Raw genomic sequence first — 22290 nt, forward strand, 5'->3', positions numbered from 1 at the left:
GGTCGATCCTGCCCGGTTGCAGGATCTACCCGTATCAGCAACGCAGGGCGCCCCTCAACCGACTCTCGCGTAATACAGATTCTGCGGGTGCTTCGCTTCGGCGAAGAAGAACCAGCGTTCCGCCACAAGGCCGGCGTACTGTACAAGACAGGCGGCCGCCAGCAAGCCGAGCGACGCGCCAATCGGATGCAAGCCCGCGCCCAGCGCGATCAGCACAACCGGCACGGCAAACGCGGCCACGAGGAAAGCCCACTTGATGCCGCGTAGCGTCCCCGCCGATTTACCGTGAAAGAACTCGCGCAGATTGAACGCCCCGGCGGTGAAACCGCGCGAAACCTGCACGAGCTTCGGGTTGTTGATGCCGGTTGCGCTCTGCACAGTCGACTTCGGCCGCAACCGCGCGTTACGCATCAGCGACGCGCAGCGGCTTGCACAACCGGCGAGCGTCAGCACGCAGGCACAGACGGCAAGCTCCGCGGTCAACCCCGGCGCGAACCACGCGGTCAGCGCCGTCGCCAGCGTGAAACCGGACGCGCAGCCTAGCAGCACAAAGTTGACCAGCGTGAGCGGCGTGGCCCATTCCTGAAGAAAACGCAGGCACGCGTAGATCATCGCCGTGCAGACGAACAGCGTCGCGCTTGCCAGTACGCCAAGCCATCCGATCGCAAGCGACCACGGCGAGCCGAAGCCGTGCGCGACGCCATAGAAAAACGCGCAGGCGAGAAACGCCGGCAGGCACAGGCACTCGCGCGACAGCCACGAGGTCCGCCACATTGCAATTGCGCGCCACGCGCGCTCCGGATGCCCAAGATGGAAGAACGAGGCGATCAGCCCCAGCAGGCCCAGCACGACCGACACGCCCGCGCCGATCATATAGAACGCATCCGCCGGCGCAGTGACGAGTCCAAGATGCGCCGCCGTCTCCACGCCGACGAGCGCGATCAGCAGGCCCTGCGCCGCGCCGCTCAAGGTCGTGAGAAAAACCACCGAAAATGCCGGATTCATCGCGAGGTCCTTTAGATGCGCGTCGCCATCGACGCAAGATGCAGTTCGCCGCGCTCGAGCCGCGATTCGAGCGATTCGTGCGCCTCCAGAGCCGTACCCGTGTCCTTGCACGAGCAGGAACCGCTGCCGCAACCCGAGGCCGATGTCGTGATGCGCGGCAGATAGTGGTTCGCCGGCCGCGTGTTCCACTCGGGCATCAGTTGATAACCGCCACGCTCCTCGATCGCCTTCGACACCACCGACTCCGGATCGTGGATATCGCCAAACAGCCGCGCGGAGGTCGGGCACGCGAGCACGCATGCCGGTTGGCGATCGCGCGCGGAGAGGTTTTCGTCATGAATACGGTCGACGCACAACGTGCATTTCGTCATCTCCTTGCGCGCTTCGTCGAGTTCGCGTGCGCCGTAAGGGCACGCCCACGCGCAGTATTTGCAGCCAATGCATTTGTCGAAATCGACCAGCACGAGGCCGTCTTCCTTGCGCTTGTAGCTCGCGCCGGTCGGACACACCGGCACGCACGGCGGGTCTTCGCAGTGCAGGCACGACTTGGGGAAATGAATCGTGTCGGCATTGGGGTAGCTGCCGGCCTCGAAGCTCTGGACACGGTTGAAGAATGTGCCGGACGGGTCCGCGTCGTAGGGATTCAGGTCGGCGAGACTGCCCGATTCGCCCGACGTGTTCCACTCCTTGCAACTCGTCACGCAAGCCTGGCACCCTACGCAGACGTTCAGGTCGATTACCAATGCCATCTGAGTCATCAAAGGCTCCTTACTGCTTTATTGCGTTGTTCGCATGCTTCGCCGTGTGTCACTTTCGCCCCGTCGCGCCACGTAAGCGCGCCGCGAATTCACCGCGCCCCGCAAAGTAGGTCTGCACGATCCGCGAGATCACGCCGTTCGATCCCGGCAAAGCGGGCATCGCGTCGAACTGCGGCAGCGTATGGTTCGCGTCCGCTTCCGCCGGATAGAGGCGCACGCGCACGTCGTACCACGCGGCCTGGCCCGTCACCGGGTCCGAGTTCGAGAGGCGCGCGGCCGCTTCGTCGCTGCCGGGTAACTCGTCGGTGATCAGGTGGTTGAGCAGAAAGCCGCGCTGCGATTCGTTCGCGCCGGCGCCGAGATTCCACGCACCCGAGGCCTTGCCAATCGCATTCCAGGTCCACACCGTGCCCGGCTCGACGGTCTCGCTAAAGCGCGCCATGCAACGCACGCGCCCCCATTGCGATTCGGCGTAGATCCAGCTGCCGTCGGCGATGCCGTTTTCCGCCGCCATCAGCGGATTCATGTAGAGGTAGTTCTCGCCGTGAATCTGCCGCAACCACGCGTTCTGCGAATCCCACGAGTGATACATCGCCATCGGCCGCTGCGTCACCGCGGCAAGCGGAAAACGCGCGAGATCGGTGGAGTCGCTTTCGAGCGGCGCATACCAGAACGGCAGCGGATCGAAATACTTCTCGACGCGTGCACGCAGGTGATCCGGCGGTTGCCTGCCGCTCGTGCGGCCTTGTGCGGCGAGCCTGAACTTCTGCATGACGTCGGAGTACAACTGGATCAGGATCGGTTCGCTGAATTTGCGGAAGCCGTTTTTTACCGCCCAGTCGAGATACGGTCCGTTGCAGTTGCGCATGTACTGGAGCGTCTCCGGCAAGCGGTAATGAAACACGCAGTTGTTCTTTGCGTATTGTTCCCACTGCTGCGGATTCGGCTCGCCTACGAGCGCCTTGTCACCGTCCTTGCCACGCCAGCCAATCAGAAAGCCCACGCCGGAATCAGGCGTCGTCGTGTGATTGATGATGAAGTCCGGGTAATCGCGAAAGCGCCGCGTGCCCTCGGCCGTGGTAAAGGCCGGAAACTTGAGGCGCGAAGCGAGTTCGATCAGCACCTCCTGGAACGGCTTGCATTCGCCCGTCGGCGGCACGACCGGCACGCGCACGGAATCCACCGGGCCATCGAACTCCGAGATCGGCCGGTCGAGCATCGACATCGCGTCGTGCCGCTCGAGATAGGTGGTATCTGGCAGGATCAGATCGGCGAACGCCGTCATCTCCGACTGGAACGCATCGCACACCACCAGGAACGGAATCTTGTACTCGCCATTCGCGTGCTTGTCGGCGAGCATCTCGCGCACCTTCACCGTGTTCATCGACGAATTCCAGGCCATGTTGGCCATGAAAATCAGCAAGGTGTCGATGGGATACGGATCGCCGCGCCATGCATTGGTGATCACGCTATGCATCAAGCCGTGAACGGCAAGCGGGTATTCCCAGGAGAACGCCTTGTCGATCCGCACCGGGCCGCCGTTTTCGTCGATGAACAGATCTTCCGGCGCGGCGGGCCAGCCGAGCGGCCCGGTGGCGAGCGGCGTGTTCGGCTTGACGGCGTCGGGACTGTTCGGCGGTTTGGCCGACGGCGGCACCGCGCGGGGGAACGGCGATTTATGACGAAAACCGCCCGGGCAGTCGATTGTGCCGAGCATCGACATCAGCACCGCGAGCGCGCGGATCGACTGGAAGCCGTTGGAATGCGCGGCCAACCCGCGCATCGCGTGAAAGGCAACCGGGTTGCCGGTGACGGTCTCGTGCTTCTCGCCCCATGCGTCGGTCCAGGGGATCGGCAGCGTGATCCGGTGGTCGCGGCTCGTCTGGATCATTTCCGCGGCGAGGCGGCGAATCGTGTCGGCTGCAATGCCGGTGATCCCAGCAGCCCATTCGGGCGTGCAATCGGCCACGCGTTCGCGCAGCAAGGCGAACGACGGCGTGACCGGCGTGCCGTCGTCAAGCGTATAGCGGCCCTCGAGTGCCGGGGTCACGCCAGCGGCATGGTGCGGCACGGCGCGCGCGGTCGCGGCATCCCACCAGAGATGATTTTGCGGAAACAGCGGATTGCCCACCGGCCGATCCGGGTCGCGCACAAACAGGCCGAAGTTTTCGCTGGCTTCGTCCAGGTCCACGAGTTCCGCCGCGTTGGTATAGCGCTGCACGAACTCATGATCCCAGGCGTCGGCGGCGATCAGTTCATGCAGGAACGCCATGAACAGTGCGCCGTCGGTGCCGGGCTTGATGGGCACCCACTCGTCGGCGATCGCGGCATAGCCGGTGCGAATCGGATTGATCGCGATGAAGCGGCCGCCCGCGCGCTTGAACTTCGAAATAGCGATCTTGAGCGGATTCGAATGATGATCTTCCGCCGTGCCGATCATGAAGAAGAGTTTGGCGCTGTCGAGATCCGGGCCGCCAAACTCCCAGAACGAGCCGCCGATCGTATAGATCATGCCGGCCGCCATGTTCGCCGAACAGAAGCCGCCATGGGCCGCGTAATTAGGCGTGCCGAACTGCTTGGCGAACAGGCCGGTGAGCGCCTGCATCTGGTCGCGGCCGGTGAACAGCGCAAATTTCTTTGGGTCCGTGGCGCGAATCGTCGCAAGACGCTTTTCGAGCACGTCGAACGCGACCTCCCACGACACCGGCTCGAACTGCGCGCTGCCCCGCTCCGCGCCCGCTTTGCGCATCAATGGCTGGGTCAGACGCGCGGGCGAGTACTGCTTCATGATGCCCGAGGCGCCTTTGGCGCAGATCACGCCCTGATTCAGCGGATGTTCGGGGTTGCCGTCGATATAGCGCACCTCGCCTTCACGCAAATGCACGCGAATGCCACAGCGGCAGGCACACATATAGCAGGTGGTCGTCTTGATTTCGAGCCGTTCGTCCTGCGTGCGGGCGTGGTGTTCCATACGGGATCTCCGTCGCGGCTCCGGCTATGTCGAAGCGATGTGGGTTCGATACCGATCATCCTATTCGTCGCCGGCCCACAAGGGAAATCACGATTTACGACTGAAACTATCCGCTGTGCCGATAGTTTCAGTTTGCCTTCAGTTATATTCAGTTGGCTTTGCTTGCCTTCGGCGCTCAGATCGGCGTCAAAACCGCCTCGCCTGCGAAATGGCGCGAGGCATTAGCGAGGAAATTGTCGACCGAAGCCGTGATCGCCTCCGGCGAGCGCCCGCCCACATGCGGCGTCAGGACGACGTTGTGTAACGCCAGCAAGGCTTCGGGCGGATGCGGCTCACTCTCGTAGACGTCCAGCGCCGCGCCGGCGATCGTGCCGGCCGTGAGCGCGCCGGCCAACGCGGCGGTATCCACCACGCTGCCGCGGGACACATTGACCACGAAGCCGTTCGGCCCAAGTGCGTCCAGCACCGCTTTGTCGATCAGATGACGCGTACCGGCGCCGCCGGGCGTCGCCACCAGCAGAAAATCGCACCATTGCGCGAGGTCCTGCACGCTGTCGAAATAGCGCAGCGCCGAGCCGTCGCGTGGTTTGCGGTTGTGGTAACCGATTTCCATCTCGAATCCGGCGCCGCGCCGCGCGATCTTCTCGCCGATATGGCCGAGCCCGACGATGCCGAGCCGCTTGCCGGACACGTTCGGGCGCATCGGCAAGGTGTCGCGCCAGGCGCCCTTGCGGGTAGCCTGATCGAGTTGCGGCACGTCGCGCACCACCGCGAGGAGTAACGCGAACGCGTGATCGGCCACGCAATGATCGTTGGTGCCGGCGCCACTGACGAGCACAATGCCGCGCGAGCGGGCGTGGTCGACGGCAAGGTTCTCATAGCCCGCGCCAAGCACGCTGACAAACTCCAGTTTCGGCAGCCGGTCGATTTCAGCGGCCGTCAGCCCGGTTGTGCCATTGGTCAGCACGGCGCGGATCGTCTCGCCATGCCCCGCGATCGCGGCGGCCCGCGCCGTGGCATCGGGCGCATGGACGACGTCGAAGGCGGTCTCGACACTCGCGCGGCTTGCATCTTTCAAGGGAATCAAAACCAGCAGGGAAGGCTTCATGACGGGCGTTTTTTCTTAAGGCGGTGATGGGCGGAAGACACGACGAGTGAGTGTAGCAAGCCGCGTGCAGCCCTGCTGGCGAGCAATCGTGAGCAATCGCAAACGATCGTGAGCGCCGTCGCGAACGGACGAAAAACGGACGAAAAAAACGGCCGAAAAACAACCGTGAGCGAAAAGTCCTGTTGCGAACCTGCTGCCGCCAGGCCTAAAGTCCACCCGAGCCACGCCGTTATCTTCGTGAATGGACTGACGCAAATACCATGCGCCATGCGTCTTTCTTTTGAGCCCGATCCAAGCCGCTTTAGAATAGCCTGAACGCCGACCACGGAAATCCCATGCTGGACACCCCCCCGCGCGGCCCAGCGCCCGCTAACGACGACCCGCAGGAAGTCTCTCGCCCCGAAGGAAGTCCCCTTGAGGGATCCGGGGACGATTCCCAGATGTTCGAACTTGCGCCTGTGTCGCTATGGCTCGAAGACTTCAGCGGCGTGCGCACGCTATTCGACAGGTGGCGCACGCAAGGCGTGACTGACCTGCGCGCTCATTTTGCCGAGTATCCGGCGCTGGTCGCCGAATGCGCGCACAGCATCCGCGTCATCAAGGTCAACCAGAAAACGCTGACGCAATTCGAGGCCGCGGATTTCGACGCGCTCACCAGCAATCTCGCCGCCGTGTTCCGCGACGACATGCTCAAGACTCATCTTGAAGAGCTGTGTCAGTTATGGGCCGGACAAACCCAGTTCACGAGCCAGACGGTCAACTACACGCTCGGCGGCCGGCGCCTGGATGTGCTGCTCAAGGGCGCCGTACTGCCCAGCCATGAAGACCGTTGGGACCGCGTGCTCGTTTCGGTCGAAGACATTACCGAACTCGAAGGCGCGCGGCATCGCGTGACACTTGCTGAACAATATGCGCGCGGCCTGTTCGAATATTCGCCGGTATCGCTGTGGGTGGAGGATTTCAGCGCGGTCAAGCGTCTGCTCGACGGAGCACGCTCGGCCGGCATCAGCGATTTTCGGGTGTTCACCGACGTGCATCCCGAGTTTGTCGAACGCTGCATGCAGGAAATTCACGTGCTCGACGTGAACCAGCACACCCTCGACATGTTCGGGGCGAAAAACAAAATAACGCTGCTGGCTCACCTGGCAGACGTGTTCCGCGACGACATGCGAGCACATTTCCGCGAACAGTTGCTCGACCTGTGGGACGGCAAGCTGTTTCAGCAGCGCGAAGTGCTCAATTACTCGCTCGACGGCAACGAGGTGCATGTACATCTGCAGTTTTCCGTTCTGCCGGGCCATGAGCACAACTGGGACCTGGTGCTGGTGGCCCTCACCGACATCACGGCGCGCAAGAAGGCCGAAGCGTACCTGGAGTTCCTCGGCAAGCACGACGTACTGACCAAGCTGCGCAACCGCTCGTTCTACGTGGACGAACTGAACCGGCTGGAACGCAAGGGTCCATGGCCGGTGACGATCATCATGGCCGATCTGAACGGCCTCAAACGCGTGAACGACCAGCTTGGCCATGCGGCCGGCGACGCCTTGCTGCGACGCGCCGGTGAAGTCCTCGCCAAGGCGATGGACGCGCCCTTTCATGCGGCGCGCATCGGCGGCGACGAGTTCGCGATCCTTCTGCCGGACACCGACGAGCGCGGCGGCGCCGCGATGGTCGATGCGATCCGCCAACTGGTCGAACTGAACAACCAGTTTTATCCGGGTTCGCTGCTGAGTTTTTCGATGGGCGCGGCGACCTGTCAGCGCGGGGACCGGCTCGAAGCCGGTGTGCAACGCGCCGATCTGCTGATGTATGAAGAAAAGCGCGCGCACTATGCGAACCTTCCGGCTGCGAACACGCCGGGCGACTGACATTGCAGCGCGCCACACGTTGGCGCGGCGCGTTTCGATTATGAAAAGGCCGCGTTGCGGCAGCGGATTAGACGCTGCGCCAGACGCGCGGTTACAAGCTCGATCAGGCGATCTGCCCGGCTCAGCCTTTATCGGTCCGCAGTGCCTCGCCGTAGGTGCTGACGATCCGCCGATCCTGCTCCTCGACCGAAAACAGCTCCCATTCGAGCCCGTTCACGTCCTTGCTGCTCGAGTACCCTTCTACCGCATCGTCCTCGAAGCCGACGTGCCGAAGCTGCCCCGCTTTCTCCGGCATCTCGTTGATCGAGAAGTTGAGCAGATCCGTGCGCCACATCGCGTAACGGCCAGGTACGACCGCCGTGGGCGGCTGATCGAGACGGCGGGTGTAATCTTCGACGGACGCGTCGAGGTTAGCGACGGCCAAAGCAATATGGAAACGTTTCATAGCGGTTGTCCTGACAGTCAGGATGAGGATGAGGTGTTTTCATCGTATCGGCGAAGCACCGCCGTAACCAGTTGCGCAATCATCCCGGTATCGCCATTACCGGTTTGCGCTAAAACAGCTTGCCGCGCGCAAGATGAATGCGGCCAGACCAGGCTTCGCTATACTCACCGGCCTGTGCGTGCAGTGCAAACGAGGAGCGATTCTGATGCTTTCCCACGTATTCGTCGGCATTTCGGATTTCGAGCGCGCGTTCGGCTTTTATAGCGTGCTGATGGAGACGTTAGAGCTGCGGCTCAAGTTCCGCGACAACGATACGTGCTGGGCCGGCTGGATGCCGGCCGGTGCGCCACGGCCCCTGTTCGTCATCAGCAGGCCCTACGACGGCCGGGCCGCCACCGCAGGCAACGGCCAGATGTTGGCGCTCCTCGCTAAAGACCGCGCCACGGTCGATCGAGCGCATGCTGTGGCGCTCGCTCACGGCGGTGTCTGTGAAGGCCCACCGGGTTTGCGCCCTCACTATCACGCGGACTATTACGGCGCGTACTTTCGCGATCCCGACGGCAACAAGCTCTGTGTGTGTTGCCATGAGCCGGACCCGAACTCAAGCACGCAGGCCGCCCGCTAGACACCTGGAAAGCGCAATTCGAAGCGCACCACGCCCGGCACCGGACACACCACACGCGCCGTGCCGCCGTGCAGATGCATGATCGCCCTGACGATTGCGAGCCCCAGCCCGCTCGATTCGGTGAAAGCGCTGCGTGCTGCATCCGCGCGATAGAAGCGATCGAACAGACGGTTCAGTTGCTCGTCAGGAATCGGCGCACCGTCGTTTTCCACCACCACCGTCGCGCCCCGTTCGTCCTGTGTGCCGCTCAAGCGCACCACCGTATTGTTCGCGCCGTATCGCACCGCGTTGACCACGAGATTGTTGATCGCGCGCCGGCACAGCATCGGATTGACCGACGCCATGCCCTGAGCGTCGACGGTAAAGCACATCCCGCGTTCGTCGGCGGGGCCTTCGAAATAGTCCGCAATCCTGACGAGTTCATCGCGCAGATCGACCGGCTCACGGTCGATGGACAACGCGGCGTGGTCCGCGTGCGCGAGAAACAGGATGTTTTCCGCGATGTGGCTCAAGCGGCTCAGCTCTTCGAGATTCGATTCGAGCACTTGCTGATATTCATCGGCGTCGCGCGATTTGGCGAGCGTCACCTGGGTCTGGCCGATCAAAGCGCCCACCGGCGTGCGAATTTCATGCGCCAGATCGGCGGAAAACTGCGAGAGGCGCTGATAGCCGTCGGCAAGACGGTCAAGCATCGCGTTGAAAGCGTGCGTGAGCTGGCGGAGTTCGACCGGCGCAGCCTCACTGTCGAGCCGCACCGACAAACTTGCCGGACTGATCTGCGCTGCCCGCGTGGCGATCTCGCGCACCGGCCGGAAGGTTCGGCGCAGCACGTAGTACGCTAGCAGCGTCGCGGCCAGCATGCCGGTCAGCGTGGCCAGCACGATGCGATTGCGGTACGCGGCCAGCATCCGCACTTCCTGGGTCATGGGATGCGCGGCGATCACTTCGACCTCGCTACCGTCCTCGCGCGCCTTGACCGTGGCGATCGCCCAATGGACCGGCACGCCGTCGGGCAACAGGGTCTGGCGGATGTCCGGGAGCGTCGGCAAGCGATTCTGGACACCGGCCTGGAGGACCGGCACCGCAATGCCGGCAGGGTTCACGTCGATAAACGGTGCCTCGCCCGGACGGCGGAACAACAGCACGTCTTCCTCCGCGCCGAGCATGCTCTCGAACAGCACAGGCCGGTTCTTCAATTCGCTGACTGAGTAGAGATCGCGCACGATGCGGCTGAAATGCTCGACCCGGGCGGTAAGCACCACGTCAGCACGCTGCTCCAGCGACACCTGCGCGGAGTGATAGAAATACGCGCCCAATGTGCCGATCACCACGCATGCGATCGCGGCGAACAGCACCGTGGTGCGCGCGGTCAACGAACGGTCGGTCCACAGCTTCATGAGCCGTCGCCGAAGGTGTAGCCGATGCTGCGCACCGTATGAATCAGCTTCTTCTCGAACGGATGATCGACCTTCGCGCGCAGCCGTTTGATCGCGACGTCGACCACGTTGGTGTCGCTGTCGAAGTTCATGTCCCACACTTCCGAGGCGATCTGCGTTCGCGATAACGCTTCGCCCTGCCGGCGCACCAGCAGATGCAACAGCATGAATTCCTTGTTGGTCAGTGGAATCTCCACGCCTTCGCGCGTGACCTTGCGGCGCAGGACGTCGAGTTTGAGGTCGGCGATTTCGAACACGTCGTGCTCGCGGATCACGCCGCGGCGCAGCAGCGTGCGGATGCGCAACACCAGTTCGGTGAAGGAGAACGGTTTGACGAGGTAATCGTCGGCACCGAGTTCGAGGCCGCGAATGCGGTCGCTGACATGATCGCGCGCGGTCAGGAAAATGACCGGCAGATCGCGCCGCGCGCGCAGCGCACGCATGATCTCCCAGCCGTCGATGCCGGGCAGCATCACGTCCAGCACCACCAGGTCGTACGCATGTTCGAGCGCCATGTGCAGGCCATCGGTGCCGGTGCGCGCGAGGTCGACCGCGTAGCCGCTTTCACGCAGCCCTTTTTTCAGGTAATCGCCGGTTTTCGGATCGTCTTCGATGACGAGGATGCTCATGGTGCCTGGTTTCCGACCCGAGCGCCGCCATGGGCGCGGGTCATGAATATGGACGTGGGTATGGCGGCCATTCTACGTGGCCGCGCCGCGCCGTTCATTACGTTTTTGTCATCCGTCTGTCACCCGCCGGAGCCACTCGCGCGCCTAATCTGCCCCTATCCCTCACCCACCCAGAGCAGACTCATGAAGATCGTTTCCGCCAATGCGATTCGCGCCGTCGTCGCCCCCGCGCTCGTTGCTGTCTCGCTGTTTGCCGCAGGATCCGCCGCACAAGCCCAAAGTTCCATGCCCACGGGCGTACGTGGCACCGTGACCGCGCTTTCGGGCGACCTGCTCAAAGTCCACACGCGCGACGGTAAAGACGTCGATGTGAAACTTGCGAAGGACACGCCGATTCGTGGCGTTACGCTCGCCAATGTGAACGACATCAAGCCGGACAGCTATGTCGGCACCGCCGCGATTCCGCAGCCCGACGGCACGTTGAAAGCGCTGGAAGTGCACGTCTTCCCGGCCAGCATGCGTGGCTCCGGCGAAGGTCATCGCCCGTGGGATCTCGGCTCGAACAGCACGATGACCAACGGCACGGTGGGCTCGCTCGTGGTCAGCAACGGCCGCACCATCACGGTCAAGTACAAGGACGGCGAAAAGAAAATCGTGATTCCGCAAGATGTGCCCATCGTCGCGCTCGAACCGGGTGACCGCTCGCTGCTGGTGCCGGGCGCGAAGGTCGTACTGTTCGCCCACAAGGAAGCCGACGGTTCGATGGCGGCGAATTTCATCTCCGCCGGCGAGCACGGTGTCACGCCGCCGATGTGATCTGATGTAAGGCGGCGCGTTTCAACCGCGCGCTTTCCCGGCCATCCGGACAGCCGCGTGCCTCAACGACGCGGCTTGCAGATTTCTGCCTGTTTCATCACCGCTCACCATGCCTAAACCGCCAGCACGCTTTATCGTCCACCCACTCGTCGTACGAATCACGCACTGGATCAACGCCTTTGCGATGGTGTGCATGGTGATGAGCGGCTGGGCGATCTATAACGCGTCGCCCTTCTTTCCGTTCAGATTTCCGGTGTGGGCCACCGTCGGCGGCTGGCTGGGCGGCTCGATTGCCTGGCATTTCGCGGCGATGTGGCTGCTGTGCGCGAACGGCCTGCTGTATCTGGCGTATGGCATCGGACGTGGACATTTCCGGCGCAAACTGCTGCCCGTCCATCCGCGCGACGTCATTCACGATGCTGCTCTCGCGATGCAGTTCAAACTGCCGCACGACACCGGCAAATACAACGCGGTGCAGCGCGCGCTCTATCTCTTCGTATTTTTTCTTGGCGTGTTGCTGGTCGCGTCGGGACTCTCGATCTGGAAACCGGTGCAGTTCTCGTGGCTGACCGCGCTCTTCGGCGGCTTCGATTTCGCACGTCGCGTGCATTTTGTCGCGATGGCGGGCGTGGTCGGTTTTGTCGTCGTGCATCTAGCGCTGGTGCTGCTGGTGCCGCGCACGCTACTGCCGATGCTAACGGGCCGCGCCCGTATCACCGCGCACGAAAGGAACGAGGCATGAGCGAATCAAAGCGCCGGGACTCGCGCAACACGAATATTGTTCTCGCCGACCACAAACCGCAAATCGAGCGCCTGCAACGGCGTCTGTTTCTGCGCTCGTCGCTTTCGATCGGCGCGCTGGCGATGCTCTCCGGCTGCAACATGCAGGACGGCGATTCCGTCGACAAGGTGTTGTGGGCCATGTCGCGCTGGAACGATCGCGTGCAAGCATGGTTATTCGATCGCAACAAGCTCGCGCCAACCTATTCGGCGAGCCAGATCACCGACCCGTTCCCGTTCAACGCGTTCTATCCGGAGTTCGACGCGCCGGATATCGACGGTTCGACGTTCCAGCTGGAAGTGTCGGGCCTGGTGTCGGACAAGCGCACCTGGACGCTCGACCAGCTGCGCGCGTTGCCGCAGGCTTCGCAGATTACGCGGCACATCTGCATTGAAGGATGGAGCGCGATCGGGCAATGGCGAGGCGTGCCGTTTCGCACGTTCCTCGAACGCGTCGGCGCCGATCTGAACGCACGCTATGTCGGCTTCAAATGCGCGGACCGTTATTACTCGAGCCTCGACATGGCCACGGCCTTGCATCCGCAAACCCAACTGACACTCGATTTCCGCGACGCGCCGCTACCGGCCAAATACGGCTACCCGCTGAAGCTGCGCGTACCGACCAAACTGGGCTTCAAGAATCCGAAGCACATCGCGGCGATCTTCGTGACCAACACGAACCCCGGCGGCTATTGGGAAGACCAGGGGTACAACTGGTTTAGCGGGCTATAACGCTTGCGGTTGGAGCGCGCCTACACCGCGGTCACGTAGCGCGCGGCCGGCTTGGCCACGCGGGGTGGCGGCGCATCGTACACCGTGCGCATGCGTTTGACTTCATCGACCGGGCTCAGGCCGAACAGACGCTTGAACTCGCGGCTGAACTGCGACGCGCTTTCGTAACCGACGCGCGCCGCGGCCGCACCTGCATTCAGCCCATCCTGCACCATCAGCAAACGCGCATGATGCAAACGCGTGGTCTTCACGTACTGCATCGGCGAAGTCGCGGTCACCGCCTTGAATTGCGCATGAAAAACGGCGAGGCTCATCCCCGCCTCTGAGGCCAGCGTATCGACGTCGAGTTGCCCATGGTAGTCGGCATGAATCCGCCGTAACGCCTTGGCAATGCGGCCGAAATGATTTTGATGCGTGAGGGCCGCGCGAATCGCGTCGCCCTGCTCACCTGTCAACACGCGATAGCAAATTTCGCGGACCACCCCTGGCGCGAGAATGCGCGCGTCGAGCGGCGAGGCCAACGCGTCCATCAAACGCTGCACGGCGTTGCTCAAGGCCGGATCGAGCGGCGTCGAATAGATGCCGAGCGGCTCGTTCTGCGCGGTGCCCTGCGTTTCATTCAACGCCATCAGCAACTCAGCCACCATGCTCAGATCGACGCGCACCGAGATGCCGAGGAACGGCTTGTCCGGGCTCGCCTCGGTTTCGCATTCGAACGGCAGCGGTACCGACAGCACCAGGTACTGCTGCGCGTCGTACTGGAATACCTGATCGCCGAGATAACCGCGCTTGCGCCCCTGGCAGACGATCACGATGCTCGGCTCGTACATCACCGGCATACGCGGCATCGGCCTGTTGGCGCGCATCAGATTGACCCCTTCGAAGCTCGAGCGCGTGATGCCCGGATTCGGTGCGAGCTTGTCGAACAATTCGACCAGGCGTTGCTGCGCGGGATCGGCGAGGCTATCGAGGACCGGGCCATGATCGGCCGGTGCGGGTTCGACGAAGCGGGTTGACATGACGATATAGTGACGAGCAAGAGAATAATGCTTGAAATTTAGCACCAAACGACCTACTGCGCTCGTCATCAGGAGTTTTAGGCAAACCTTCAAGACATTCAGGTATTCCCCGGCTCGCTCCCGGCTTCTACTATGGGAACCCTACCGGATCATCTATTTCCGCGCTGCGCCGGGCGCGGTTGTCCGTTCACTGCTTTCGTGAATATGTCAGCCACCGCCTGCGCCGTGATCCTGGTTCATTACAAGGTTTGGCCGTATCGGCGACGCGCGTCGCCCATCGCCGGCGCCTTGCGACATCACCCTCTTTGCTGGAGTTACCCATGAGCACGACTTATGCCTATGCAGCGACCGACGCTACCGCGCCGCTCGCCCCGTTCGAAATCCAGCGCCGCGAACTGCGCGCCCATGACGTGCAGATGGAAGTCCTGTTTTGCGGTGTGTGCCATTCCGACTTGCATCAGGCACGCAACGAATGGAAGAACACGGTGTTCCCGGTGGTACCCGGCCATGAGATTGTCGGCCGCGTGACGGCGGTGGGTCCGGGCGTGACCAAATACAAGGCGGGCGATCTGGTGGGCGTGGGCTGCCTGGTCGATTCGTGCCGCACTTGCGCGAGTTGCGAAGAAAATCTCGAACAGTATTGCGAAAACGGTTTTGTCGGCACGTATAACGGTGTGGACCGGGTTGACGGTCAGATTACCTACGGCGGTTATTCGACGCAACTGGTGGTGGATGAGGCATTCACGCTACGAGTGCCGGAGAATCTCGACCCGGCGGGCGTGGCGCCTTTGTTGTGCGCGGGTATCACGACGTATTCGCCGCTGCGCACCTGGGGTGCCGGTCCTGGCAAGAAGGTCGGGATCGTCGGTCTTGGCGGTCTGGGTCACATGGGCGTGAAGTTGGCCCGTGCGATGGGCGCGCATGTGGTGCTGTTTACGACGTCGCCGTCGAAGATCGAAGATGCCAGGCGGCTTGGTGCGCATGAGGTTGTCATCTCGAAGAATGCTGACGAGATGGGCGCGCATGTCAATAGCTTCGATTTCATTCTGAATACGGTTGCTGCGCAGCATGATTTGAATCCGTTTTTGAATCTGCTCAAGCGCGATGGGACGATGACGCTGGTTGGGGCGCCCGAGCACGATCATCCGTCGCCGCAGGTGTTCAATCTGATTTTCAAGCGTCGCCGCCTGGCTGGTTCGCTGATTGGCGGGATTGCTGAGACGCAGGAAATGCTGGATTTCTGTGGCGAGCATGGGATTACTTCGGATATTGAGGTGATTCCTATGCAGGGGATTAATGAGGCTTATGAACGGATGCTTAAGAGTGATGTTAAGTATCGGTTTGTGGTTGATCTGGATTCCTTACGGAAGTGATTTTTTTGGTTTTTGCCTGGTTGGCGGTTTTTTTTGTTGATCTGGGTTTTCTTGGCCTTTCCTTGATTTGTTAGTGGTCTATTAGCGTTGCCCCTGTGCGGGGCGGCACCTACTTTTCTTTGCCTGCCGCAAAGAAAAGTAGGCAAAAGAAAGCGGCTTAAACCGCTAGCTCATAAGCGGGTCCCCCGCACAGCCGCGGTAGTGGTGCATCTGGAATCTGTCGCCTCGCACACTCCGCGTTAGCGACAAGGCAGTCATACCTCCCGCCCCGCACTACGTGCTCGCCGGAAGGGACCATCTGCAAACCCGCGGGTGTTCGCCCGGCGCGGTGGGAGGCGTTGGTCTCGTCTCCGCGAGTGCCGGCAGAGCCAGCGCTTCGAAGCACCTGCGAGGCGAAATATAACTACTAACTAGTGACGCGATAAGCGCGACCGGCGCTGAAAACGACAATCAACCCTTTGACGCCCTTGAAAATCAAATACCGCAGGCGGTTCGGAGAACTGCCGAAACACTGAGTACGACATGCAGTTCGTGGAGTGCCGCAGTATGACTTGCCACCCGCACGTTGCGAAGTACCTGGACACAAAACCATCGGATGCCTTATGAACCAGGCGTCGGCGCGCGCAGCGCCGCCGGAGGTATGACGGCCTTGTCACTGAGGCGAAATGTGAGAGAACACAGATTCCAGATGCACCACTACCGTGGCTGTGCGGGGGACCCGCTTATGAGCTAGCGGTGTGAGCCGCTTTCTTTTGCCTACTTTTCTTTGCGGCAGGCAAAGAAAAGTAGGTGCCGCCCCGCACAGGGGCAACGCTAATAGACCACTAACACAGCAAGGAAAGGCCAAAGACCCAGACCAACAACAAAACCGCCGAGCAGGCCAAAACCCAACTCTTAACACCAACGTGGAGTCCAAATCGTGATCGACAGAATAACGGCAATGCGGACATTCATCCGAATCGTGGACACAAACAGCTTCACCCGCGCAGCGGAATCCCTCAACATCCCCCGCGCGACAGCGACAACGATCGTCCAGAACCTGGAGGCCTTACTGGGCACCGCCCTATTAACACGCACAACACGCCGTCTGAGCATCACACCAGAAGGCGCAGCCTACTATGAACGCTGTGCGCAAATCCTCGCCGACATCGACGAAATGGAAGCCAGCCTCCGTCACTCGACGGATAACCTGACCGGCCGCCTGCGCATTGAAATACCCGGCGCGGTAGCGAGCGCCATCGTCCTGCCGGCACTGGACGACTTCCACACCCGCTACCCGAATCTCGACCTGGCGATCGGCATCAGCAACCGGACAGTCGACCTGATCTCGGAAGCCATCGACTGCAGTATCCAGCTAGGCGAATTGCCGGATTCAAACCTGGTCGCGCGGCAGTTAGGCACGCTCGAGCACGTGACATGCGCCAGCCCGGCATATCTGGCCCGCCACGGCACGCCTTTCGACCTGGACGACTTGCGCGGACACGCTGCCGTCAACTGCATGTCGCCGCACAACGGCCGCGAAGTCGACTTCGATTTCGAAGTGGACGGCGAAGCGCAAAACGTCAAGGTCAGAGGCTTCGTCAAAGTGAGCGACGAGCAGGCGTACCTCACCTGCGGATTGCAAGGCCTCGGTCTGATCCAGCCCGCGCGAATCGCCGCGCAACCCTACCTCGACTCGGGACTGCTGCGCGAAGTGCTGCCGCAATGGAAACCCGTGCCGATGCCGGTCTCGGTCGCGTATGTGAAGAATCGCCGGGTGTCGCCCCGCGTGCGAGCCTTCGTCGACTGGCTCGCAGAGCTGTTCGAGCAAACCGAACACGTCGATCAGGACCTGTCGCGCGTTCGCCAACTGTTGCGCGGCCTGCACCCCGCCTGAGGCGGGTTTCACGCAGGCGCGCAACACACAGCAAGCGTTAGTTCGGCAGCGTGACCGGCACCGGACGTGTCAGCAGGTCAACGTAAAAATTGAAAAAACTCGGGTTATCGAAGCGTTTGACGATCGTCATCTTCTGCAAACCCGCCGGCGGTGAACTGGTGTAACCCGTCGACTTGCCGTCATTGGCGCCGAAGCTCGTATCCACGTCCACCCATTCGTCCACCGTCTGCGTGGCAAACGACGGATGCATCAGATACGCGAGCGTCAACGTATCCCAGATGTTCGTGGTGTAGTTCGGATTCGTTTCGAAGCCGTTCTTGCCGTCGAAACCATAGCCGTTCAGCGTCTTGAACAGTTGCGTAATGATGGTCTGCTTCGTCGGATCGTGCGCGACGCGGTCGTACAACGCCTTGTCCATCTTCACGGTATCGGTCACGTCGAGCGGAATCACTACCTGTTTGATCGGCAGGCGCAGCACGGTCTTCGCCGCCTCCGGATCGAACCACCAGTTGAATTCGGCTGTCGGCGTGGTGTTGCCAGGCACATCGATCGCACCGCCCATGTAAATGATCTGCTTGATCAACGGAACGATCTCGGGATGCTGACGCGTGGCGAGCGCAATGTTCGTCAGCGGGCCGATCGCCAGAATCGTCACCTCGCCCGGATACTGCTTCACCGAATCGACGATGAAATCCACCGCGCTCCTGCTCTGCACCTTCGTATGCGTGGCGAAGCCGTCCGGCGGCGCGATCAGGTCGCTGTCCGATTTCGGTTCGGGCGTATTCCACGCGCCGAGATAACCGTCGCCGCCGGGGAATTGCTTCTGCTCGGCCTGGATCGTGGCGAAATCGTGCGACAACGCGTAATTGGCGCCCGCATAGACGCCAATCTGATTTTCAACGCCAAGGCGTTCAACCGATTTCAATGCGTCCGATACGCCCTGCTTCAACCATTGATTACCGGACACCACCGTAATGCCCAATACTTTCAACGAGCCTTGCGCCTGCAATTGCGCAGCCATTACGCCTAACTGGCCGTCGTCGCTCAGCGTGTTGTAGTCACTGTCGATAATTACTTTGGGCGGATTCGTCTGCGCATTGAGATCGCTCCCGCCACACGCCGAAAGTACCGAGACGGCCGCCACACTTGCCACGCATGTCAATGCCACAAAAAGCCTCTTCACCGATGTCTCCTTTTATATGCAATCGTAGTGCTCGAATAAGGAGGCTCATCATAGACGTAAACTTAATGAAATAAAATCGTCAGATTTAATGCGTAATTCATGGAATCAGCTTTCTGCTTCTTAAGTCATCGAAAATGGCGGTAAACATCGCCTCGGTATCGACAAATTCGTGAAAACCGAAACGCCGAGCTTTCGAGCCGTCGCCGAACATGTCGTAATCCCACGAAAAAACGAAATCCGCAAAGCGCCATGCAGAAACGTCCTGATAGGGAACCGGCTGCAAGCCGTGCTGGGCCGCCATCCCCGTCCACAACGAAGCTTTGTCGGCCATGATCGTATCGAGCGACATGGGCAGCGGCGGCGCCACGTCGAGCGCGAAGTAGCGGGCTATCTTCGGCCACATATCGTTCCAGCGGAACAGGTCGCCATTGTTGATGTTGAACGCCTGATTCGCGGCGCGCGGCTCCGTCGCGGCCCACACCGTTGCGCGCGCAAGCAAACCGGCGTCGGTCATTTCCAGCAGTTTGTCGTAAGCACCGGGTTTGCCGGGAAAGCGCAAAGGCAAGCCGAGTTCTTTCGACATCGATGCATACACGGCGATCGCCACCGCCAGATTCATCGGGTTACCCAATGCAAAACCGCCCACCACGGAAGGGCGGATCGCCGACCAGGTCCAGCGCTTGCCCTGCTGGCGCGAGCTCAGGAGCGTCTGCTGGTCGAACATGAACTCAGGCGGCATGAAGTGCGCGTCATCTTCGCGCGCGGGGGTCTTGAACGGCCCGAGATGGCCGCCGTAGACCTTGTAGCCCTGCATCAGGCTCACATGCTGCAAGCCCGCCGCGGCCGGCTCGATGGCGTCGAGCACGTTGACCAGCATCGCCAGATTGGGGGGCACCAGTTCGGCCCAGGTCGGACGATCCTGATACGCGGCATAGAACACGTGCGTGACGTGATTCAAAGCACCCAGTTTCGATCGGGTGTCGGTCTCATCCAGCAGGTCGGCCGCGATGTATTGCACCCGCTCCCTGGCTTCGCCGCCACGGCGCGCGAGGCCAATGACCGTCCAATCGTCAAGCGTGGCGAGATGATCGACCAGATTGCGGCCGATCACACCCTGTGCGCCGACCACCAAAGCCACCTTCTTTACTGCGTTCATGACCATGCTCCCATCGCTCATTTCGTTGCGACGGCCCACGCCGTCCGGTAACTGAAAGATATCGGCGCGACAGTGCTTTCGGTAGACTGCCGGATGGCATATCACCTGTGAACTGAACTCACGATGGCACGTTTGGATGTGAACCGCTCCGGCGAACTCGAAGTGTTCGTCCGCGCGGTCGAGCTAGGCGGGTTTTCGGCAGCGGCACGTGCGCTGGGAATGACGCCTTCGGCTGTCAGCAAGCTGGTGTCGCGTCTTGAGGCCCGGCTGGGCGCGCGGCTGGTGAACCGCTCGACGCGCAATCTGCAACTCACGCCGGAAGGCTGCGTGTTCTACGAACGCGGTGTGCGCGTGCTCGCCGAGCTCGACGAAACCGAACGCGGCGCGGCCACTGGCTCAACGCCCCGCGGTCGCCTGCGTGTGCATGCGAATGTGCCGCTCGGTCGGCACTATCTGTTGCCGCTCGTGCCTGAATTTCTCGCCGCCCATCCCGAAATTACACTCGATATCGTGTTGACCGATCAGGTGGTCGACCTGCTCGAACAACGCACCGATGTCGCGCTGCGCAGCGGTCCGCTCAAGGATTCGCAACTGGTGGCGCGCAGGCTGGGTGACGCGAAGATGGTGATTGTCGCTGCACCGGCCTATCTGGCCCGCCACGGCACGCCCCAAACACCGGCTGATCTGGCAACGCACAACCGGCTGGGATTTGGCTTTGCAAGGGCGGCGAGCGGCTGGCCGCTGCTCGATGAAGCGCGACGCCGGATCGACGTGCCTGTAGAAGGTAATGCGCAGGTCAGCGACGGGGAAACGCTGCGCCAACTCACGCTCGCCGGCGTGGGCCTGGCGCGGCTGGCCGCTTTTCAGGTGCGCGACGACGTGGCCGCCGGCCGCCTCACCGTGCTACTCGAAGCATTCGATCCCGGTGAAACCGAACCGGTCAGCGCGCTTTATCTGGGCCAGGGCGGCCACCTGCCCGCCCGCGTGCGTGCGTTGCTCGACTTTCTGGTGGAACGGATGCGCGTCGATTGACGCGCATCGCCCGCAACCCGGACGGCAAAGTCACGAACGCCGCGGCGGCGTATTCTGCCCCGCCGGCAGGTTCAGACGCCGATCGCGCACCACCTGCCACGGCCGTACCAGATACGCCAACGATGCAAAACCGCTCCAGACATGCACGAGGCGCGTGAACGGAAACACCAGAAACAGCGTCATGCCAAGGAACATGTGGGCCTTGAACACCCAGCTCGCTTCAGCGATGAGCACAGCGGCGCCGCCCTGGAAGGTGACGATGTGCTGTGCCCAGCCGGCGAGTTTCATCATCATGCTGCCGTCCAGATGCTGCGCTGACATCGGGATCGTGCCGAGGCCCAGGACCAGTTGCACCCACAACAACACCAGCAGCACGATGTCGCTGGTTTTCGAATTAGCACGAATGCGCGCGTCGCCGAGCCGGCGGACCAGCAGCATGGTTACGCCGACAAACGCCAGCGTGCCCGCCATACCGCCCGACACCATCGCCACGACCTGCTTCGCGCCGGCACTGATGAACGATTCGTAGAGCACGTGCGGCGTCAGCATGCCGAAGAAATGGCCGAACATCAGGAACAGCACACCGACGTGAAACAGATTGCTGCCCCAACGTAAAGTACCGGTGCGCAGCATCTGCGACGAATCGCTTTTCCAGGTGTACTGATCGCGGTCGTAACGCAACAGACTGCCGACCAGGAACACCACCAGACATAGGTACGGGTAGATGCCGAATAAGAACGTATCGAGGTAGTTCATACCGTGACCTCCTTAGGTCGGCGTGGCGATGCAGCGTTGCGCCGAACGATCTGGATGGGTTGCACAGCAGGCGCGGCGTACTGGCCTGCCACGGAGCAGCCGTCGAAAACCACAGGCTCGGCCCATTGCTCGTCGAGCGGAGCCTCGGGTGGTGCCTCCGGTACGGTCTCAGGCGCTTGCACCGGTTCGCCCGCGAGATCGAGCGCGGCAGCAACGGCTGCCGCATAAGGGCTGTCCTGGCGCGCGAGCGCGGCATGAATCGATTGCAGCAGATGCGCCATCTCAGCAAGGAATTCGCGCGCGACTTCGTGAGGCTGCGTGGACGCAAACTCCAGCACCACGGGCAGGTAGTCCGGCAACTCGCCGGGCGCAAGCAACAATCCTTGCTGCTCATAGGTTTGCTGAAGATCGATCATTGCCGGGCCGCGCTCACGCGAATCGCCATGCACATGCTCGAACAAATGGAGCGACGTGCGGCGGCTGCGGTCGAACGTATCGACATAGCGAGCTTCCGCTTCGAGAGGATCGCTGTGCTGCAAATCGGCTGTCAGCGCAAAGACCGCTGCGCGACGCTCAGCCGACAGCGCCGTGTCGCCAAGCAAGGTAATTGCCAGCTCCGGCAGTAATGCACGCAACTGGGCATCCGGGTAGCTCAGCAACGCGGCAAGTACACGTGCCGCCGTGCTGTGGGGTTCATAAATGGGCTCGTTGTTCATCATTCC

The 22290-nt window shown here is 61.8% G+C and carries 20 protein-coding genes; 8 read left to right on the forward strand and 12 right to left on the reverse strand.

The annotated features are described in order from the left end of the window. Window positions 1-54 precede the first annotated feature (54 nt). The 4 genes from GH665_RS30805 to GH665_RS30820 all read right to left on the reverse strand — a co-directional run bounded on the left by GH665_RS30805 (window position 55) and on the right by GH665_RS30820 (window position 5842). Window positions 55-1005: a dimethyl sulfoxide reductase anchor subunit family protein gene (locus tag GH665_RS30805; protein WP_153140943.1), complete on the reverse strand. Its 951-nt coding sequence runs from the start codon at window positions 1003-1005 to the stop codon at window positions 55-57. A gap of 11 nt (window positions 1006-1016) precedes the next feature. Continuing rightward, complete coding sequence (locus GH665_RS30810) at window positions 1017-1763, reverse strand: 4Fe-4S dicluster domain-containing protein (protein ID WP_153140944.1); 747 nt, start codon at window positions 1761-1763, stop codon at window positions 1017-1019. A 49-nt stretch (window positions 1764-1812) separates the two neighbouring features. Next, window positions 1813-4734: a molybdopterin-dependent oxidoreductase gene (locus tag GH665_RS30815; RefSeq protein ID WP_153140945.1), complete on the reverse strand. Its 2922-nt coding sequence runs from the start codon at window positions 4732-4734 to the stop codon at window positions 1813-1815. Window positions 4735-4909: 175 nt separating this feature from the next. Continuing rightward, window positions 4910-5842 (reverse strand): 2-hydroxyacid dehydrogenase, encoded by a 933-nt coding sequence (locus tag GH665_RS30820; RefSeq protein ID WP_153140946.1) that lies wholly within the window; start codon window positions 5840-5842, stop codon window positions 4910-4912. A 335-nt stretch (window positions 5843-6177) separates the two neighbouring features. Here GH665_RS30820 and GH665_RS30825 point away from each other — a divergent pair, with 335 nt between their 5' ends. Beyond that, complete coding sequence (locus GH665_RS30825) at window positions 6178-7710, forward strand: sensor domain-containing diguanylate cyclase (protein ID WP_408272905.1); 1533 nt, start codon at window positions 6178-6180, stop codon at window positions 7708-7710. Window positions 7711-7831: 121 nt separating this feature from the next. On the opposite strand, the gene GH665_RS30830 is transcribed toward GH665_RS30825, so the two are convergent. Beyond that, window positions 7832-8155: a VOC family protein gene (locus GH665_RS30830; protein ID WP_153140948.1), complete on the reverse strand. Its 324-nt coding sequence runs from the start codon at window positions 8153-8155 to the stop codon at window positions 7832-7834. Between the two features lie 205 nt (window positions 8156-8360). Between GH665_RS30830 and GH665_RS30835 the strand changes: the two genes are divergently transcribed. Further along, complete coding sequence (locus GH665_RS30835; RefSeq protein ID WP_153140949.1) at window positions 8361-8780, forward strand: VOC family protein; 420 nt, start codon at window positions 8361-8363, stop codon at window positions 8778-8780. Here GH665_RS30835 and GH665_RS30840 read toward each other — a convergent pair. After that, window positions 8777-10177 (reverse strand): heavy metal sensor histidine kinase, encoded by a 1401-nt coding sequence (locus tag GH665_RS30840; RefSeq protein ID WP_153140950.1) that lies wholly within the window; start codon window positions 10175-10177, stop codon window positions 8777-8779. The two genes, GH665_RS30835 and GH665_RS30840, sit on opposite strands and share 4 nt — an antisense overlap. Continuing rightward, on the reverse strand, window positions 10174-10845 hold the full coding sequence (locus GH665_RS30845; RefSeq protein ID WP_028197263.1) for a heavy metal response regulator transcription factor: 672 nt from the start codon (window positions 10843-10845) through the stop codon (window positions 10174-10176). Before GH665_RS30845 ends, GH665_RS30840 begins: the two co-directional genes overlap by 4 nt. Before the next feature lie 183 nt (window positions 10846-11028). Between GH665_RS30845 and GH665_RS30850 the strand changes: the two genes are divergently transcribed. The 3 genes from GH665_RS30850 to GH665_RS30860 all read left to right on the forward strand — a co-directional run bounded on the left by GH665_RS30850 (window position 11029) and on the right by GH665_RS30860 (window position 13173). Then, a complete protein-coding gene (locus GH665_RS30850; RefSeq protein WP_153140951.1) occupies window positions 11029-11661 on the forward strand; it encodes a hypothetical protein in 633 nt (210 codons plus the stop codon). Between the two features lie 109 nt (window positions 11662-11770). Next, a complete protein-coding gene (locus GH665_RS30855) occupies window positions 11771-12403 on the forward strand; it encodes a cytochrome b/b6 domain-containing protein (protein WP_153140952.1) in 633 nt (210 codons plus the stop codon). Next, a complete protein-coding gene (locus tag GH665_RS30860) occupies window positions 12400-13173 on the forward strand; it encodes a molybdopterin-dependent oxidoreductase (RefSeq protein WP_153140953.1) in 774 nt (257 codons plus the stop codon). Before GH665_RS30855 ends, GH665_RS30860 begins: the two co-directional genes overlap by 4 nt. 20 nt (window positions 13174-13193) lie before the next feature. On the opposite strand, the gene GH665_RS30865 is transcribed toward GH665_RS30860, so the two are convergent. After that, window positions 13194-14192: an AraC family transcriptional regulator gene (locus tag GH665_RS30865; protein ID WP_153140954.1), complete on the reverse strand. Its 999-nt coding sequence runs from the start codon at window positions 14190-14192 to the stop codon at window positions 13194-13196. Between the two features lie 320 nt (window positions 14193-14512). Here GH665_RS30865 and GH665_RS30870 point away from each other — a divergent pair, with 320 nt between their 5' ends. Further along, entirely contained in the window at window positions 14513-15565 is a 1053-nt protein-coding gene (locus tag GH665_RS30870; protein ID WP_153140955.1) for an NAD(P)-dependent alcohol dehydrogenase, read from the forward strand. A gap of 919 nt (window positions 15566-16484) precedes the next feature. Further along, a complete protein-coding gene (locus tag GH665_RS30875) occupies window positions 16485-17441 on the forward strand; it encodes a LysR substrate-binding domain-containing protein (protein ID WP_153140956.1) in 957 nt (318 codons plus the stop codon). A 37-nt stretch (window positions 17442-17478) separates the two neighbouring features. Here the strand turns inward: GH665_RS30875 and GH665_RS30880 are convergent, their stop codons facing one another. Both GH665_RS30880 and GH665_RS30885 read right to left on the reverse strand, forming a co-directional pair. Beyond that, window positions 17479-18624 (reverse strand): nucleoside hydrolase, encoded by a 1146-nt coding sequence (locus GH665_RS30880; RefSeq protein WP_153140957.1) that lies wholly within the window; start codon window positions 18622-18624, stop codon window positions 17479-17481. A gap of 97 nt (window positions 18625-18721) precedes the next feature. Continuing rightward, complete coding sequence (locus GH665_RS30885; protein ID WP_153140958.1) at window positions 18722-19780, reverse strand: SDR family oxidoreductase; 1059 nt, start codon at window positions 19778-19780, stop codon at window positions 18722-18724. Between the two features lie 123 nt (window positions 19781-19903). Here GH665_RS30885 and GH665_RS30890 point away from each other — a divergent pair, with 123 nt between their 5' ends. Then, window positions 19904-20812: a LysR family transcriptional regulator gene (locus tag GH665_RS30890; RefSeq protein WP_153140959.1), complete on the forward strand. Its 909-nt coding sequence runs from the start codon at window positions 19904-19906 to the stop codon at window positions 20810-20812. Window positions 20813-20842: 30 nt separating this feature from the next. On the opposite strand, the gene narI is transcribed toward GH665_RS30890, so the two are convergent. Continuing rightward, on the reverse strand, window positions 20843-21568 hold the full coding sequence (gene narI, locus GH665_RS30895) for a respiratory nitrate reductase subunit gamma (protein WP_153140960.1): 726 nt from the start codon (window positions 21566-21568) through the stop codon (window positions 20843-20845). Further along, complete coding sequence (gene narJ / locus GH665_RS30900) at window positions 21565-22284, reverse strand: nitrate reductase molybdenum cofactor assembly chaperone (RefSeq protein ID WP_153142379.1); 720 nt, start codon at window positions 22282-22284, stop codon at window positions 21565-21567. The genes narI and narJ overlap by 4 nt, the downstream gene beginning before the upstream one ends. Window positions 22285-22290 lie beyond the last annotated feature (6 nt).

The sequence above is a fragment of the Paraburkholderia agricolaris genome (assembly GCF_009455635.1).
Taxonomy (GTDB): domain Bacteria; phylum Pseudomonadota; class Gammaproteobacteria; order Burkholderiales; family Burkholderiaceae; genus Paraburkholderia; species Paraburkholderia agricolaris.